This is a genomic window from Streptomyces sp. SID5785, from assembly GCF_009870065.1.
Lineage (GTDB): Bacteria > Actinomycetota > Actinomycetes > Streptomycetales > Streptomycetaceae > Streptomyces.
The window spans coordinates 19,869-35,897 of record NZ_WWIA01000365.1 but is presented as its reverse complement, the minus strand read 5'-3'; the positions used below and the strand labels follow the sequence as shown (position 1 = coordinate 35,897).

The following is a 16,029-nucleotide window of genomic DNA, read 5'->3' as shown; positions in this document are numbered from 1 at the left end:
TGGCGTGGTACTGCTTGAAGTCGCCGTGGCCGCTGACGAAGGGCTGCGCGTTCAGCCACTCCCACAGGTGCCGCCCTTCCTGCGGCGCGGCGGCGGCGAACACGTCCTCGTTCAGCTGCGGTGCGAGCGCGCACGCCAGCACGGTCCGCTGCTGCACCGGGTCGGTGATCCACTGCACGAAGCGCTTCACCACGGCGTCGACGGCGTCCCCGCGGTGTTCGAGCACCGTGGGGGCGTCGTCCGCGGGCGGGGTCAGCGCGAGCAGCTCCACGAGCAGGGGCAGGCCGAGGGACAGCTGGAACACCGCGTCCACGGCGGCCGGTTCGGACACCCCGCGCGCCGCGAGCAGCGCCCGCGTCTCGGCCTCGGTGAACACGTCGAGCCGCAGGTCGTTCACGAGGGGCCGCAGCGGGGCCCAGTCCCGCTCGGACAGTTCGTCGCGCCCGGCGAGCACCACCATCACGTTGACCGGCAGCGGCCCGAAGCCGTCCTGGACGAGCTCGCGCACCCACGCGTCGAGGTGGCGGCCGGTCTGCTCCCACGTGTCGAAGAACAGCACCACCCAGCGGTACTGCCCGCACAGCCGCTCCAGCTCGGTGACGAACGCCCGGAACAGGCCCGCCGCGTCCGCGGACCGCCCGCGCCGCACCCGGCTGCGGGCGCTCTCCCGCAGCCGGTCGAGGGCCTGTGCGGCGGCGTCCGAGCTCGCCATCGCGGTGACCGCCCCGACGGCCGGCACCATCGACAGCGCCCCGAGCGTGGCCTGCGCCGCGACCCGGCTCGACAGGGAGGCGGCGCCGTCCCCGCCCGCCGGGTCGGGCCCGGCCGCGGCCTGTTCGCGCTCCAGCTGCTCGAACTGCTCGACGGCCTTGTCGAACCCCTTCAGCGCGCCGCCCTCACCGGCCAGCTGCCGCGCCAGCTCCGTCAGCGTCTGCGGCACCCCGTGCACATCGTTCTCGTCGACCACGGCCGTCAGCGCCCCGGCCCGCCGCGCCGCCTCCCGCCACTGCCGCAGCAGCGTCGACTTCCCGACCCCGCCGAGCCCGTGCACGGAGAAGAGGAAATCGGCGGGATCACTCTCCGACAGCGGGTCCTTGGCCAGGTTCTCGCTGAACAACGACAACTGCTCCCGCCGCCCGACGAACTCCCCCTGCGCCCGCTCCCGGATCAACTCCCCACGCGACCGCCGCCGTTCCTGCCCCGCCATCTGCGTCCACCCCCGGATCAGGCTCGATCGTCCCTGCACCGTTCTACACCGGCCGACGCCGCGGGCGGGGCGGGCCGCGAGGAGGCGTGGCGCGGCCGGAGGTGCGCCGCACAGTGGTCGCGTCTCACGGGGCCCACCAGTCCGTTGACCTTTCGTTTACTATTCCTTGACCTCCAACTCCTACGCTCGCCCCGCCGGTCGAGCTCGACGGGGGAGAGCCAACGACATGCTGCGCATTCACTTCACCCATGCCGACCTGGCCAGAACCAGGATCGCCACCGCGCCCGACCCGCTCTGGGAGATCGCGTCCAGCCTGCACCGGCTCCAGTCGCGCCGGGGACGCTGGGCCTACGCCGGCTGGTACCGCACGGCCCGCACGCAGCTGCGGGAGAACGGGCTGGAGCGCGCCCTGCGGGACGTCCTGCTCCCCCTGTACCCGAGAGCCGCGTACTTCCCGGACTTCCTGACCCCGCCCGACGCGATCGGCGACCTGCGCGCGGGCCTCGACTCGATCCTGGCCGCGCCGCCAGGACGCGTCCAGAAAGAACTGTCGCTCCTCGGCCGGGCGACGGCCACCCCGCCCTGGACCGGACACCTCGTCCGAGGGGACGTGCGCCAGGAGTTCGTGGCGGTGCTGCGCGCGTACCACGCCGCCGTCATCGCCCCGTACGAGGAACGGGCCCAGGCCCGGATCGAGGCGGAGCGCGCCCGGCGCTGCCGCAGCCTGCTCGACGGCGGCGTCGAGGGCATGCTCGCCGGTCTCGGCCCGATGCTGCGCTGGCGCTCCCCGGTCCTCGAGGTCGCCTACCCCAAGCAGGTCGAGGACCGCGACCTGTACCTGAACGGCCGCGGCCTCACCCTCGTCCCCTCCTACTTCAACTGGGGCGAGCCGGTGGCCTTCGCCGACCCCCGGCTGCCCCCGGTCCTCTGGTACTCCCTGCTCCACGAGCCCTCCCGGCCCTCCGAGCCGCAGCCCGAGCACGAGTCCCTGGTCGCCCTGCTCGGGCGCGCCCGGGCCGTCGCCCTGCGCGTCGCGGCCACGGGCGCCACGACCGGCGAACTCGCCCGCGCCGCAGGCGTCTCGGCGTCCTCGGCGAGCCGGCACGCCACGGTGCTGCGCGACGCGGGCCTGCTGACCACGGTCCGCACGGGCCCGTCGGTCCTCCACACGCTCACCCCCGCGGGCGCGGCGCTGCTGCGCGCATCGACCGAGTAAGGGTTCCCTTCCCACCCCTGGCCAGGGCCTTTGCGCCGAGCCGCAACAGCGTCGACGCCGCGGCACCGGCTTGGCGAGCATGGGCGCACCGGCATCTGACCGCATCACCCAGGGGGACCCATGACCTTCCGTACGACGAAGACCCGCGTCACCACGGCCGTCGTGACCGCAGCCGTCGCCGGCGCACTCGCGATCGCCGCCGCCCCGGCGTCCGCGAGCATCAGCAGCGGATCCGTGTCGGGAGGCGGCGACTTCACGAACGACTGGGGCGACGAGGGCACCATCTCCGCGTCGAGCCACGCCAACTCGAACGCGACGTGCCTGTGGCAGCAGATCCTGTGGGCGGAAGGCGCGAAGAAGTCGAACGGCAAGGCGTACACCGCCGCGGACGTCGACGGCCGGTTCGGCGCGAACACGACCGCGGCGACGAAGAACCTCCAGTCCCGCTGGCACCTGGGCGTCGACGGCAAGGCCGGCAACCAGACCTGGGGCTACGCGGACAGCAAGCTGCGCTTCTACGACTACGCCTACGAGTACGCGTTCGGCGGCAAGATCCTGACCTACTCGGGCGCCGCCCGCAGCTTCTACCTGGTGCGCGCCGAGAACGGGGTCTACGTCTTCTGGGAGGGCTCCACGAACGACAACGGCAAGTACCGCTTCGCGTCGTACACCTCCCACACCTGCGCCTGACCCACCCAGCCCCCGGCCGACGACCTGTCGCTCCATCGCCGTCACGCTCGCTCTCACACCGACCACAGGGGGACACATGCGCAGGACCCGTTCCGCATTCGCCGCACTCGCGGTGGGCGCCGCGGCCGCCGCCACGCTTGCCGTACCGGGCACCGCGAGTGCCGCGTCTCCGCCGCCCTGCCCGGACAAGTACGTCTGCTTCTACACGGGCTCCGACTACTCCGGCGACATGTGCATGTGGAGCCAGACGGACCCGGACTGGCAGAGCGGCAACATCAAGTGCTCCTGGTCCTCCACCAAGAACGTCAAGTCCATCAAGAACAAGGGCACCAGCAGCAACTGGAGCGGTGTCGCCTACTACGCGGGGAAGGACTACAGCACCCGCAAGGGCTGCACGAAGCAGGGAAAGAGCGGGAACCTCGCCGGAACGTACAAGCTGCGCTCGCACCGCTGGATCAAGGGCACGTGCGGCAGCTGACCGAAAGGGGCCCCGGCTCCGGCCTCCGCCCGGCACCCCCGCGAACGACCCTGGTGCCGCCCCGAGGCCGGCGGTAAAGTACTCCTGCTGCAACTTCCGTACAGTGACTGCCACTTGAGCTTTCGTGTATCGCACGCCTGCCTGTGAGGCGACGTCGCGGGACCCGGATCGGGGGATCGGGGTCCGGCGTCCGCAACAGCGGCGAGGTTCATGGAGGTATCCAGGTGACAGCAAACCCGACGCAAGACTCGTGCGACCACCGCGCACTCGAGGTGAGCCTCCTGCTCTCCGCCTCGACGGTGGTGGGCCTGATGGCCGGCATCCTGCTGACCGTCCTCGGCACGGCCCCCGGCCCTGCCGTGGCCGGCGGCGCCGCCGCCCTGGCCGGAGCCTTCGGGCTCGGCATGAGTGCGCTCTCGTACGTGAGGAAGCAGGCGCAGTAGCAGGACCCGCGGGGCGGCCGAGGCCGCCCCGCTCAGCTGCTTCTGGGGGCAGGTCGCACATCCCCGCCCATACCTCCGTTTGGTACACCATTCTCCCTCTTTGCAATACCATCACATCTGCTGAAACGAGATCCGTCGGGCCGCACTCCCCACACAGGGCCCGACCCTGTGTGCACGAGGAATGACATGGCGTACGAGACCGGGGCCGCCGGTGAGGCGTGGCAGTACGACGTCCCCACCTCCGGATCCACCCACCTGCCGCCGGACGCCGGCTACGGCAAGGCGCTCATGAACCAGGGCTACGGCTTCGAGGTGGCGGTCGCCGACCTGATCGACAACTCGATCGACGCCGGAGCGGACAAGGTCGTCGTCCACTTCCTCCGGGACGCGGACCGGATCCTGACCCTGCTGATCATCGACAACGGGCACGGCATGGACGACGCCGGGCTCGAGGCCGCCATGATCGTCGGCCGGCGGCGCGCCTACGGGGACGACGCCCTCGGCATGTACGGCACCGGCCTCAAAGCCGCCTCGCTGTCCAACGCCTCCGCACTGACCGTGATCAGCCGCACCAAGCGCAGCCGCGCCGCGGGCCGCCGGCTCACCGCCGAGGGCATCGAGGACTCGTTCCGCTGCGACACCGTGGACCAGCGGTACGCGCAGGACATGGTCGACCGCTATGACGGGGTCATCGAATGGCACGGCACGGTGGTGCGCTGGGACGGTGTGCGGGCCTTCGAGACCGTGGCACGCGGGCACAGTGACGCATATCTGTCGAAGGCGATCGCCCGCCTGGAGAACCACCTCGGCCTGTATCTCCACCGCTTCCTCCAACGCGGCCTCCAGCTGGACATCGCCGTGTGGGACGTGACCGGCGCCGGCGCCGGATTCGGCGAGGAGGTCGACCACATCGCGGTCAAGCCGCTGGACCCGTTCGGCTACAAGGTCCCTGGGAGCAAGGGGTATCCACGTACCCACACGGCGCCCGTCGAAGGCGTCGGCGACGTCGGCCTCACGACCCATGTCTGGCCGGCCAAGTCCAAGCAGGCCGGCTTCCGCCAGATCGGCTCCCTCATCGACCGGCAGGGCTTCTACTTCTACCGCAACGACCGCCTCGTCCAGGCGGGCGGCTGGAACGGTCTGCGCAGCGCCGAGTCCCACCTGGTGCTGGCCCGCATCGCCGTGAACCTGCCGTCGGCGGTGAACGGTGTGTTCAGCCTCGACGTGAAGAAGGAACGGGTCACCGTCACCCCCGCCTTCACGTCGGCCGTGGACAAGGCCGTGGACGACAAGGGCGGCACCTTCCAGCGCTTCCTCGGCGACGCCGAGACCGCATACCGCGACGGCTCGAAGCGCTCCGAGGTGGTCCGCAAGCCGGTGACTCCACCCGGCAAGGGCATCGACCCGGCGATCAAGCGCGTGATCAAGGAGGAGCTTCCCGAGAAGCCGGGCGAAGACCCCATCGAGTTCAAGTGGGCGCCTCTGCCGGAGGACGTGTTCTTCAAGCTGGACCGTGAGGTCAACCGCATCCTGCTCAACAAGGCCTTCCGCGACGACTTCAATGACGGTCGCCGCGGCGGTTCCAACGATGCGCCCGTCACCAAGGCCCTGCTCTACCTGCTCCTTGAGGACTGCTTCGGACTGGGCCGCTGGGAACGCATCCGGCAGGACCGGATCGACTACTGGAACACCATCCTGCTGGCATCGGTCCGCGCCCAGCGAGAACGCCGCCTCCGCTCCGACGACTGACCGTTCACCGGCCCCCAGCACTGACGCCTACCCACCCGCAGAAAGAGCCGCAGCCGCGATGACCACCGAAGACGCGCTCCTGAAGATCCACACGAACACCCTGGCCGGCATGGGCGAGTCCCCCCGACACTTCGGAAAGTTCGCCGCTTTCGTCGCTGACGAGGACCACCCGGACGAGGACCTCGGTGAGGACACCTTCCGCGCGCGCCTGCTGGGCGGTGACGAGCAGCTCGCCGCGCTGTGGGCTCGGCACCTCAACAGCTGGGACTTCGCCCAGGACGCCTCCTGGGCGCCGGGGAGCGGCCCCCGCACCCGGGCCCGCCGCGACGCGCTGTACGACAGGCTCTGCCTGGGCACGGACCTGCGCAAGGTCCTCGACTCCGCGATGCCCGTCTCCGAGGTTCCGGCTCCGACGGTGATCACCAGAGAGTTCACGCCCTGGTACACCCCCGAGCGCGCCGCCGCCCGCTCCTTCTACTGGCAGGCCTACGAGGAGAAGCTGCGCGCCAAGGGCTGGTCACCCGAGGCGATCGCCGGGCTCGACGAGGCGAGCCGTGCCGTGGTCGAGCGGCTGTCCGACCCCGAACAGTCCGCCGCCCGCCAGGCGAAGGGGCTCGTCGTCGGCTACGTCCAGTCCGGCAAGACGGCCAACTTCACCGGCGTGACGGCGAAGGCCATCGACGCGGGCTACCGCCTGGTGATCGTCCTCGGCGGCACACTGAACCTGCTGCGGGCACAGACCCAGCGTCGTCTCGACATGGAGCTGATCGGCCAGGAGAACATCCTGCGCGGCGCCGACCCCGACGACGTGGACTCGCTCGTAGGCGTCGACTACGTGGGCGACGAGGACCCCGACTGGCCGAACTTCGTCTCGCACGGCGGCAGGCCGTCCGCCCACGGCGCCTTCGACATCGAACGGCTCACCACACGGGACAACGACTACAAGTCGCTCACGACCGGCATCCGCGCTCTGGAGTACGAGAAGCGGGATCCCTCCCTTCCGCTGACCCACCCCTCCAACCTGCATCACGCTGCGGCCCGCGTCATGGTCGTGAAGAAGAACAAGGCCGTCCTGAGCAAGCTGGTCAAGGATCTCAAGCAGATCAAGGCGCTGTTGGGCGAGATCCCGACCCTGATCATCGACGACGAGTCCGACCAGGCTTCGGTCAACACGTCGAACCCGAAGAAGTGGGCGGCCGGCAGCACGGAGCGCACGGCGATCAACGCCCAGATCTCCCAGCTCCTCGGCCTGCTCCCGCGCGCCCAGTACGTCGGATACACGGCGACGCCGTTCGCGAACGTCTTCGTCGACCCGTCCGACGGTGAGGACATCTTCCCCTCCGACTTCCTGATCTCACTCCCCCGCCCCGTCGGCTACATGGGCGTCCAGGACTTCCACGACCTGGACAACCCGGTCCCGTTCGACGAGCGCGACCTCACCAACTCCAAGGAGAAGGCGCACGTACGCGGCATCTACGCGGACTCGGGCGGGGACGACCGTCTCCAGGAGGCACTCGACGCATTCCTCCTGACTGGCGCCCTGAAGCTGTACCGCGCCGCCCACGGAGTGCCTGCCGGTCCGTTCCGCCATCACACGATGCTGGTGCACGAATCCGTGAGGACCGACGATCACGCGGAGCTCGCGCTGCGCATCAACACCATGTGGCACGAGTCGGGCCACGCGTCCACAGCCGGGCAGGCCCGTCTGCGGAGCCTGTACGAACGAGACTTCGGTCCGGTCTCCGCTGCGCAGGCCCCGGGTCTGCCGACGCCGGGCACCTACGAGGAGCTGCAGCAGTACGTGAGCGGGGCCAAGCAGCGCATCGCCTCCGGCGGCCGCCCCGTGCTCGTCGTCAACGGCGACTCCGACCGCTACTTCGACCAGCTGGACCTCGACTTCAACGGCCCGGACCCGGTCTGGAAGATCCTCGTGGGCGGCACCAAACTGTCCCGCGGGTTCACGGTCGAGGGCCTGACGGTCACGTACTACCGGCGCACCACGCGGCAGGCCGACACCCTCATGCAGATGGGCCGGTGGTTCGGCTTCCGGCCCGGCTACCAGGACCTGGTCCGCCTGTACATCGGACGCGAAGAGACGTACGGCCGCGAGCGGACCGCCGACCTGTACGAGGCGTTCGAAGGCATCTGCCGTGACGAGGAGCTCTTCCGCGAGCAGCTCTCCCGCTACGCGGAACTCGTCGACGGCAAGCCCCAGTTGACCCCGTCGCAGGTACCGCCGCTCGTCTCCCAGCATCTGTCCTGGGTGCGGCCCGCGGCGGCGAACAAGATGTTCAACGCGGAGCTGGTGGAGGTGCGTTCGCCGGGGGTATGGGTGGAGCCCACGGCGTACCCGGAGGAGCCCGAATCCTTGCGTCACAACGCGCGGTGCTGGGAACCGGTGCTCGGATCGCTCGACGGGACCCCGGTGTCGCTGGCCATGGACAGCGGCCCGCACTACCACGCGCAGGTGGGCACGATCACGCACGCGCAGTTGCTGACGGTCCTGTGCGAACTGCGGTGGTCGGCTCCGGAGAGATTCTCCCCCCATCTGGAGTTCCTCCTGAGCGCCGCGCAGGGGGACCACGCGATCGACGACTGGTTCGTGATCGCGCCCATGCAGACATCGGCCCGGCGCCGAGAGGCCCGGATCCTGGGGCACGGACCCTTCTCGCTCGCCCGAAGGAATCGGCGTCGCGGGAATCTGTTCGGCGCCGTCCGCGAGCCGCGCCATGTGGCCGCGGCGAAGCGACTCGCGGGCGCATCGGGCCTGAACGGCAACGCGACGATCGAGGACAACCGTCGGCCGCGCCGTGGCGCGTTGGTGCTGTACCCGGTGGTGGAGTCCGAGCCTCGCATCGACCCCGACGGCTCGATCGACCCGCGTGACCTCGTCATGGCATTTGCCTTCGTCGCCCCGGCGTCGGCGGCCGTCGCCGGCAGCTCACTGGTACGCTTCCGTGCCCTCGACTCGGGTCGGAGTGACGCGGCGATCATCGACCGTGCACCGTCCCATGTGTGAGGCTCGACCCTCGTGACCGAGATGAAGCCCTCCTCTCCCGGCGTGTCCACCCGCATGAGCAGGCAGGCCAGCAAGAACACGGGCGCCGAGCTCGCGGTACGGCGACTGCTGCATGCGGCGGGGATGCGGTATCGCGTCGAGTATCCGGTGCCAGGAATGCCCCGGCGGCGCATCGACATCGCGTTCACCCGCGTCAAGATCGCCGTGCTGATCGACGGCTGCTTCTGGCACGGCTGCCCCATGCACGCGACGCAGCCCAAGGCCAACGCCGCATGGTGGCGCGAGAAGCTGGACAGGAACATGGCTCGGGACCGGGAGACCACCGAGCATCTGCACGCCGAAGGGTGGACGGTGTTGCGCTTCTGGGAGCACGAGGATCCCAAGGACGTGGCGGTACGCATCGCCACGTCCTTGCACAAGGCGTCGGGGCGGGGAGATGTCTGAGGTACTGACCTTCGTCGATGTCTGTGCCGGAGGTGGTGGGCTCTCCCTCGGAGCTGAGCGGGCCGGATTCACGCCACGACTGCTGCTGGAGAAAGAGGCGCGCGCCTGCGCGACGCTACGCGCGAACCGACCGGGGTGGAACGTCCTCCAGGCCGACCTTCTCGACTTCGAGCCCGAGGAACACAAGTCGGCTCAGGATGTCGACCTGCTGCTGGCCGGTCTGCCCCGGGTCAAGTCCAGCTCGACAGTCACACGGGCCGGTTCGGACACCGAGATCCGGCTGATCCGGGCCACGATCTACCTCACCCACTCCGTCCAGCCTCGAGCTCTGGTCGTCGAGAACGTCCCAGGGTTCGTCGAGTCCGACCGATTCGCGGAACTGCGCTCGTTCGCCCGTGCCGAGCTGGCACACCTCGGTTACAGGCTGGAGTGGTTCGTGCTGAACGCCGCGGACTTCGGCGTTCCCCAGGACCGGAAGCAGGGCGTGCTGGTCGCGATCAAGGAGCCTTGGGCACCCTGGTTCGAGCGGCCCGTTCCCACGGTCGACGAGTACGTGTCCGTCGGACGCGCGCTCGTGCATTCCATGGGGGCACGCGGGTGGGGGGACGCGGATCGGTGGGCGGCCCAGGCGGACAAGGTCGCGCCGACCTTGGTCGGGGGCTCCGACAAGCGGGGGGGTGCCGATCTGGGGCCACGTGGCTCGAAGGCTGCGTGGGCCCGCATGGGAGTCAACGCCGGTTCGCTCGGCGACGAGGTTCCTGGGCCCGATTTCGTATGGGATCCGGGCCTGGGCAAGGACCACATGGCGAAGATCACGGTCGAGCAGGCGGCGGTTCTCCAGGGCTTCCCCACAGACTGGGTGTTCCAGGGACGCAAGACGGCGCGCTATCGCCAGATCGGACACGCGTCCCCTCCTCCGGTGGGTGAGGCTCTGGCCCGATCGGTGGCCGCCGCCTTGACGGGACGATCACACGCCCACGCCGGCTACACTTCAGCCACATGAACAACCCGGAGGCACAGGTGCCTGCTCCCACCGTCGAGGAGTTCGACGTCCTCGACCTGTTCGCCGGCCCCGGTGGACTGGACGTCGCCGCCCATTTCTCGAATCTGCGCAGCATCGGTATCGAATGGGACGGGAACGCCTGCGAGACCCGCTACCGGGCAGGGCTTCCGACGATTCACGCCGACGTCACCGTGATGCGCAGTGAGCGCTGGAACGAAGTGCCGCACGCGCGGATGCTCACCGGCGGGCCGCCGTGCCAGTCTTTCTCCATCGCTGGAAAGGGTGCCGGACGCAAAGCGCTCGACACGGTCACCGCTCTCATCGACGAACTCATCGACACTCCGGACGACGAGCGTATCGACAAGGAGTTGTCCGAACTCGACCCGAGGACCGGTCTCGTCCTCGAGCCCCTGCGATACCTCATCAAGGCCATCACTTCGGGCCGCGGTCCGTACGAGCGGATCGTCCTGGAGCAGGTGCCCACGGTTTTCCCACTCTGGCTCGCGTACGAGAAGGTGCTGACCAGCGGCAGGCTGACGAAGTTCCTGCCGGCGAGTTCGCCGCTTTCGGAGGTCAGGTACGAGGTCGTCGTCGACGTCCTGAGAACCGAGGAGTACGGGGTCGCGCAGACCCGCAAGCGTGCCGTGCTGATCGCTCGCCTGGCGACCGCCGACCAGGATCGGCAGTCCGAACTCGAGCTGCCGAAGCCGACACATCTTCGTTTCGGAGCGAAGCTCGAGAAAAAAAAGAAGAAGGACGACGAGACAATTCCGGGCATCGATGTCGTATCGAAAGCCCCGGAAAAGAGTCGGTGGCGTTCCATTCACGATGCCCTCTCCGCCGCCCGCACAGAACTTGCCCTGTCGCACGACACCATCGACCGCCCTGGCGACTTTCACGTCGTTTCCAACTACGGGTCGGGCGGCGTTTCCACGAACCGTGGCATCCGAAAGTGGGATCAACCGTCTTTCACGGTGACAGGGAAGGTGTCTCGTAACCGACTCGAGGACAGTTCCGGTAACACGATCCCGCGCTTCACCATCCACGAGGCCGGGGTACTGCAGTCGTTCCCCGGCAACTACCCCTGGGCAGGGAACGATCAGGCCCAGCAGGTCGGCAACGCCGTACCCCCCGTCTTCGGCATGCATGTGCTCGGCGCCGCATTCGGCCGGACGCCGGAGCTGCCGGACGAGCTCAACCTGACCTGGCCGCCGGTGGACCGCTCGCTCGTCGAGATGCTGCGCCGGCGCGGCTGTGGGCACGCCGACGGCTGTCCGACGCGACACCCCGCGACGCCCGCCGACGAGGAGGACGGGGCCGGCAACGGCTCCGATCAGGGAGCCTCGCTGCCCCTCCCCCGCACCGGAGCGTCCACGAAGAGCCCCTCGAAATAGTCCGACAGGAATCGCACCGACGCCTCGGGGGCCTTCTCCTCGGGCGGTCCGTCGAACGACAGAGTGCGGCGCGGCACTGCGCCGGCCGATTCCGCTCCGTCGATCCAGGCCCGTACGGCCTCGGCCTCACGCGGGACGTCCGGGGCGAGGACGTCGTAGGCAAGCGTGGCGGCGGAGGCGTTCACGGCCGCGGAGACGGCGACCACCTCGCGGGTGCTCGTCACCACCCCGCGCCGCAGCAGATCCACGATCGCAAGGGCCGTCGGCCGGTGACTGACGAGTTCCGCGGTACGCAGCACTGAATTCAGGACGTCCTGATTGCCGCACGCCGTCACGACCGGCCCGTAGTCGGGGCCGTCCCGGAAGAGTTCCGCGGCCCACCAGAGGCGGGCGAAGGCCTGCTTGTGGTACACGCCTCGAAAGCGGTCGCCGTTGACGGAGGGGCGACCGTGTCGAGGACGGGAGACGTGACGCCAGACCACGTAGTCCGGTGCCACCGCGAGCGCCACGTGGTTCCAGATGTCGTGGTCCGCAGCTTCGGCCCGTGTGAGGCGCAGGGTGGCGTGCAGGCGTGGTGCGAGCCAGGCGTCGGCCTTGGGCCTGGACGGCTCCTCACGGAACGCGTGCATGGCATCCTCGACGAGGTCGCGGATCGGCTGCGCGCGCCACCGCTCCTGAGGGGGCAGCGGCTCGGTGTTCTTGTCCAGGTCGATGCACCGTACGTCTTCCCTCCCACTGAGGAGCCCCTCCGTCAGGTGCGAGGTCGCGGCGTCGTCGGAGAGCCGGGCGAGGTGCTCGGGAATGTACTGGGGCCGGTCCGTCATGCCTCGGCGTCCTTGCGGTTGAGTCGGTCGAGTCCGCGCACGGTCGCGGACAGGGCCTTCGGCACATCCGCGCGTCGGGAGGCTGCGTAGTGGATGTTCGGCTGAAGCTCGGTCCAGCCCGTGGTCCCGGTGCGTCGACGGTGCGCCTCGCGGAGCGCGTCCTCCACCGACAGGTGCGGCAGCACGTCGGGGAGCATCTCGCGCAGCACCTCCCCCCTCCAGTCGTGCGGCAGCACCGGCGCCCCGTCCTCCTCGATCTCCAGGTTGCCCAACGCCGCGTGGAAGACGGCCGTCCACACGTCTGCGGCCATCTGCGCGACGAGCAGTTCGTTGACGAGGCCGGCAGCCGTCTGTCCTTCCGCCGCCAGCAGGTCGGTCATGCCCTCGAAGTCAGTGTTGATGTGCACGATCGGGAGCCGACCGGTCGCGCTGACCTTCCACGGCACGTCGGCGAACGGGCGCAGCATGCTCGGACCGGTGCGGAAGCCGACTTCCTTGATGTCGAAGGGACGGTCGCGGGTGGGCGTATCCGTACGCACATCCACGATCCAGTCCTCCGTGGACTCCGCGACGGCTCGGCCCGGTACTCCGCCGACGGTGGCGACCACCTGCGCCGTGAGCGTCGCGCGGTCGTAGATGTCGGAGCGGAGCACCGGCAGCGTGCCGCGCCACTCCCGGCCGCCGTCCCCGTCGGGACTCAGGACGGTGGTGACCCGCAGGTTGGTGGCCCGCTCGGTCAGCACCGCGGCGACGACCACGTCCTTCCACGGCGCTCCGGGCTCGGTGAGTCGACCGGGAGTCGTCACCGAGACGTTCAGCCGAGCTGTGTCCCAGTTCTCGGTCTCCACCTGGCCGACCACCACCACGCGGTCGACGACGGAGCGAGCCAACGCGTCGAGCTCCTCGGTCTCCCCCTGCGGGGAACGGACCGAGACCCCGTCGACGCGAACCGCGACCGTGCCCGGCAGTCTTCTGTACGGCCACGCCTTCACGAGCCCATCTCTCCTTCGCCCGAGCGCAGTTCGACGACGAGCCCGCTCAGGCTCGTCCGGACGGTGTGCGTCGCCGGGTCGGTCACTCCGCGGAAGGTCGCGGTGCGCGCTCCTGGCGCGAAGCGCAGGGAGCCTTCGACCACGTCGCAGTTGTGCACCCCCACCAGCTCGGCCCAACCGAGGACCGGGCGGGTGCCGGACCTGACGTCGAACTTGGCGACCGGAACCATGTGCCATGCCTCACCGCCCGCCGGGACCTTGACCTCGCCCGTGACCTGCCAGGCGCCGTCGTCCATCACGCGGGCGTCCAGGCTCTCCAACTTGGGCTGATTGCCCGAGGTGGCACGGGCCCTCCTGGACGGCGCTCCCACACTGAGCTTCTTGGCCAGGTTGACTCCCGCGCGGGACTGCGAGGGACGCTTCGGTCGTGCTACGAGTTCCTTCACCGCCTTGTTGGTGTCTCTGATCATCGTGGCGATCCGTCGGTGGGCAGCGGACGAGTAGGTGAGGGCCAACTCCTCGGTCTGTCCCCACTTGTTGTGTTCCGGCGGCTCGGCCGCTCGCAGGAAGGCCTCCGCCTCGTCGGCGAAGGGGGCGTCCGGGCCCGCCGCCCGGCCGGCGAGGAGCACCGCCTGGAACGGATTCGTGGAGAGCGGCAGGTCCGATACCCCCGAGTCGCGAACGGTCATCCTGTTGCCGCGCATCGCGACGACCCGATTGAACTTTCCGCTGACCTGATCGGCTTCGGTGACGAGCAGAACAGCCGCATGCTCGCCCAACGTCGTGCGCTTGCCCCGTCCGGGCAGCTTGAGCGGAACCTTGACCATGGCGACCTGGCCGGCCTCGGTCAGGCGCTCCACCGTGGCCCCGTCGAGAAACGCCTTGAGCGCGCGCGTGCGTGAAGGCTGGGCGACCGCCGGATCGACCCGCTGTTCCTCGATGATCACCTCGCCGTTGCGCAGAGTGCGCACCGAGGCGTCGAGCAGGGCGGGGTGCCCCTCGCCCGACGTCATGGCTGCCCAGAAGTTCTTCCCCAGCGCCTCGACGAGTCGGTGATGCATGCGATGGATGCTGTCGCCGTCCTCGCTCTCCCCCTCCCCTTCCTCCGACGTAGCGGGGTCGGCGAGACTCGCCACGTCATGAGCGCCGACGATCAGGAACGAGGTGCCCGGCTCGTCGCTCTCACGCGTGAGATGGAGGCGTTCCACCTCTGTCTCGTCGGCCCACCAGGACCTGGCTACGGGAACCTCCGAGGAGGACTCCGGATCCGGGCGGCCGAACCAGGCGGGCCCCGCCCAGGTGTTTCCGTCGACCTCGCGCCATGGCAGGTCCAGACGGCCCACGAGCCGCCGCTCGGTGCGCCCCTCGTGCGGCTCGGACAGGGTGGAGTTGATGAGGACAAGGCCGAGTCGGCTTGTCGCCCAGAGCGTCGCCTTGCCGAGCCCGTACGATCCTCCGGCCGCGCTACCGGACTTGTGGCTGTCGAGCTGCCGGCGCACCACAGCGGCGAAGCGGCCGTTGTCGTAGTCGTCGCCCGTGAGTCCCGCGGCGTTGTAGTCGTCGACACGCAGCAGGACGAGTCGATCGTTGTCGCGCATGTCCCGCAGGCCGGCCGCGATGACGCGTCCGACCTTCTGGTCCTGTCCTGCGGCGACTTCGTAGTGCGGGGCGAGGCTGTCCCACTTGATGGCCTCGCGGAAGCGGGCCAGCGTCTCGCCGGTCAGTTCATGGAGCGTGTAGCGGACCCGAACGGGCCGGCCGTTGTCTTCGATCCGCTCATCGAGGCTGTTCTGGCAGGTCTCGCGGGCCAGTACGCCGACGTCGGCGTCGAAGGCGAAGGCAGCGGCGTTGCCCAACTCCCGCCCTCGGTCGGGGTGTCCGGGCCGGTGGAGCCAGTCGACGGGCAGGCCGGACAAGGTGTCGGTGGTCCGGGTGTGCACAGTGGCCAGGTCGGTGTTGAGCGCCCGCGCGATCCGCTCGATGGTCTCCGGCCTCGGCGTCGCCCGTCCGGTGATCCAAGCGGACACCGCGGCGCGGGTGACGTTCACGTCGTCCGCGAGCTGTGTCTGTGTCTTCCGAGCCAGCGCCAACTGTCGCGAGAGCCAGGGGCCGAAGTCCTCGCCTGCTTCCACGCTCACCTGCGCTCCGGTCTGTGGTGGTTGTGTCGGTCGACAGACACCCTACCCGTCGGGATCGGGGCCGAGATTGACGCACCCGGGCCTGTCAAACGCCCTTTGACAGACCGGACGTCACTCCGAGCGGAATCATTCGATGACCCAGTTGCCCAGATTCGTCAGCAAAAATCCTATAAGCCCCCTTGGTTCGTACACGAAACGCCCACGGAAGTCGGTCCGAGAAAAGCGGAGTATGCAATTCCGAATCTCCCCCGAAAGGAATGCAGAAACGGTCTTGCGGATCGATCGACAGCGGGGCTAATGTCCTTGTCAGCAGCCCCACCTGCATCGGAAAAGACATTCTTCCGAGACCTGCCACAGGTGTGCCCTGCCCTGCGTAGGCACTTCCAGCCACTCGACACGCACCCTCCTCTCCTTGCTCCCACCGCACTTTCG

General features: G+C 69.3%; 13 protein-coding genes. 9 read left to right on the top strand and 4 right to left on the bottom strand.

Going from position 1 to position 16,029, the window contains the following annotated elements; all coding sequences use genetic code 11:
* Window positions 1–1,207 (bottom strand): ATP-binding protein (locus GTW43_RS11895; protein WP_161301618.1); only part of this gene is annotated, 1,207 nt, incomplete at its 3' end.
* 226 nt (window positions 1,208–1,433) lie between these two features.
* On the opposite strand from GTW43_RS11895, the gene GTW43_RS11890 reads away from it, so the two are divergent.
* From GTW43_RS11890 to GTW43_RS11850, 9 genes are all read left to right on the top strand, one after another.
* On the top strand, window positions 1,434–2,423 hold the full coding sequence (locus tag GTW43_RS11890) for a helix-turn-helix domain-containing protein (RefSeq protein ID WP_161301617.1): 990 nt from the start codon (window positions 1,434–1,436) through the stop codon (window positions 2,421–2,423).
* Between the two features lie 120 nt (window positions 2,424–2,543).
* Complete coding sequence (locus tag GTW43_RS11885) at window positions 2,544–3,113, top strand: peptidoglycan-binding domain-containing protein (protein WP_161301616.1); 570 nt, start codon at window positions 2,544–2,546, stop codon at window positions 3,111–3,113.
* Window positions 3,114–3,189: 76 nt separating this feature from the next.
* A complete protein-coding gene (locus GTW43_RS11880) occupies window positions 3,190–3,591 on the top strand; it encodes a peptidase inhibitor family I36 protein (protein ID WP_161301615.1) in 402 nt (133 codons plus the stop codon).
* Between the two features lie 224 nt (window positions 3,592–3,815).
* Complete coding sequence (locus tag GTW43_RS11875) at window positions 3,816–4,034, top strand: hypothetical protein (RefSeq protein ID WP_161301614.1); 219 nt, start codon at window positions 3,816–3,818, stop codon at window positions 4,032–4,034.
* A gap of 186 nt (window positions 4,035–4,220) precedes the next feature.
* Entirely contained in the window at window positions 4,221–5,783 is a 1,563-nt protein-coding gene (locus tag GTW43_RS11870; RefSeq protein ID WP_161301613.1) for an ATP-binding protein, read from the top strand.
* A 58-nt stretch (window positions 5,784–5,841) separates the two neighbouring features.
* Entirely contained in the window at window positions 5,842–8,802 is a 2,961-nt protein-coding gene (locus GTW43_RS11865) for a Z1 domain-containing protein (RefSeq protein ID WP_161301612.1), read from the top strand.
* A gap of 54 nt (window positions 8,803–8,856) precedes the next feature.
* Complete coding sequence (locus GTW43_RS11860) at window positions 8,857–9,246, top strand: very short patch repair endonuclease (RefSeq protein WP_161301623.1); 390 nt, start codon at window positions 8,857–8,859, stop codon at window positions 9,244–9,246.
* Window positions 9,239–10,249 carry a DNA cytosine methyltransferase gene (locus tag GTW43_RS11855; RefSeq protein ID WP_161301611.1) on the top strand — a complete coding sequence of 337 codons (1,011 nt, stop codon included), beginning with the start codon at window positions 9,239–9,241 and terminating at the stop codon, window positions 10,247–10,249. The genes GTW43_RS11860 and GTW43_RS11855 overlap by 8 nt, the downstream gene beginning before the upstream one ends.
* A complete protein-coding gene (locus tag GTW43_RS11850; protein ID WP_237536541.1) occupies window positions 10,246–11,643 on the top strand; it encodes a DNA cytosine methyltransferase in 1,398 nt (465 codons plus the stop codon). The genes GTW43_RS11855 and GTW43_RS11850 overlap by 4 nt, the downstream gene beginning before the upstream one ends.
* Here the strand turns inward: GTW43_RS11850 and GTW43_RS37980 are convergent.
* The 3 genes from GTW43_RS37980 to GTW43_RS11840 are packed head-to-tail and all read right to left on the bottom strand — an operon-like array spanning window position 11,583 to window position 15,591.
* On the bottom strand, window positions 11,583–12,467 hold the full coding sequence (locus GTW43_RS37980; protein ID WP_237536540.1) for a DUF6339 family protein: 885 nt from the start codon (window positions 12,465–12,467) through the stop codon (window positions 11,583–11,585). The two genes, GTW43_RS11850 and GTW43_RS37980, sit on opposite strands and share 61 nt — an antisense overlap.
* A complete protein-coding gene (locus GTW43_RS11845) occupies window positions 12,464–13,459 on the bottom strand; it encodes a hypothetical protein (protein WP_343245972.1) in 996 nt (331 codons plus the stop codon). Before GTW43_RS11845 ends, GTW43_RS37980 begins: the two co-directional genes overlap by 4 nt.
* Window positions 13,456–15,591, bottom strand: coding sequence for a helix-turn-helix transcriptional regulator (locus GTW43_RS11840; protein ID WP_161301621.1), 2,136 nt, complete (start codon window positions 15,589–15,591; stop codon window positions 13,456–13,458). Before GTW43_RS11840 ends, GTW43_RS11845 begins: the two co-directional genes overlap by 4 nt.
* Window positions 15,592–16,029: the final 438 nt, after the last annotated feature.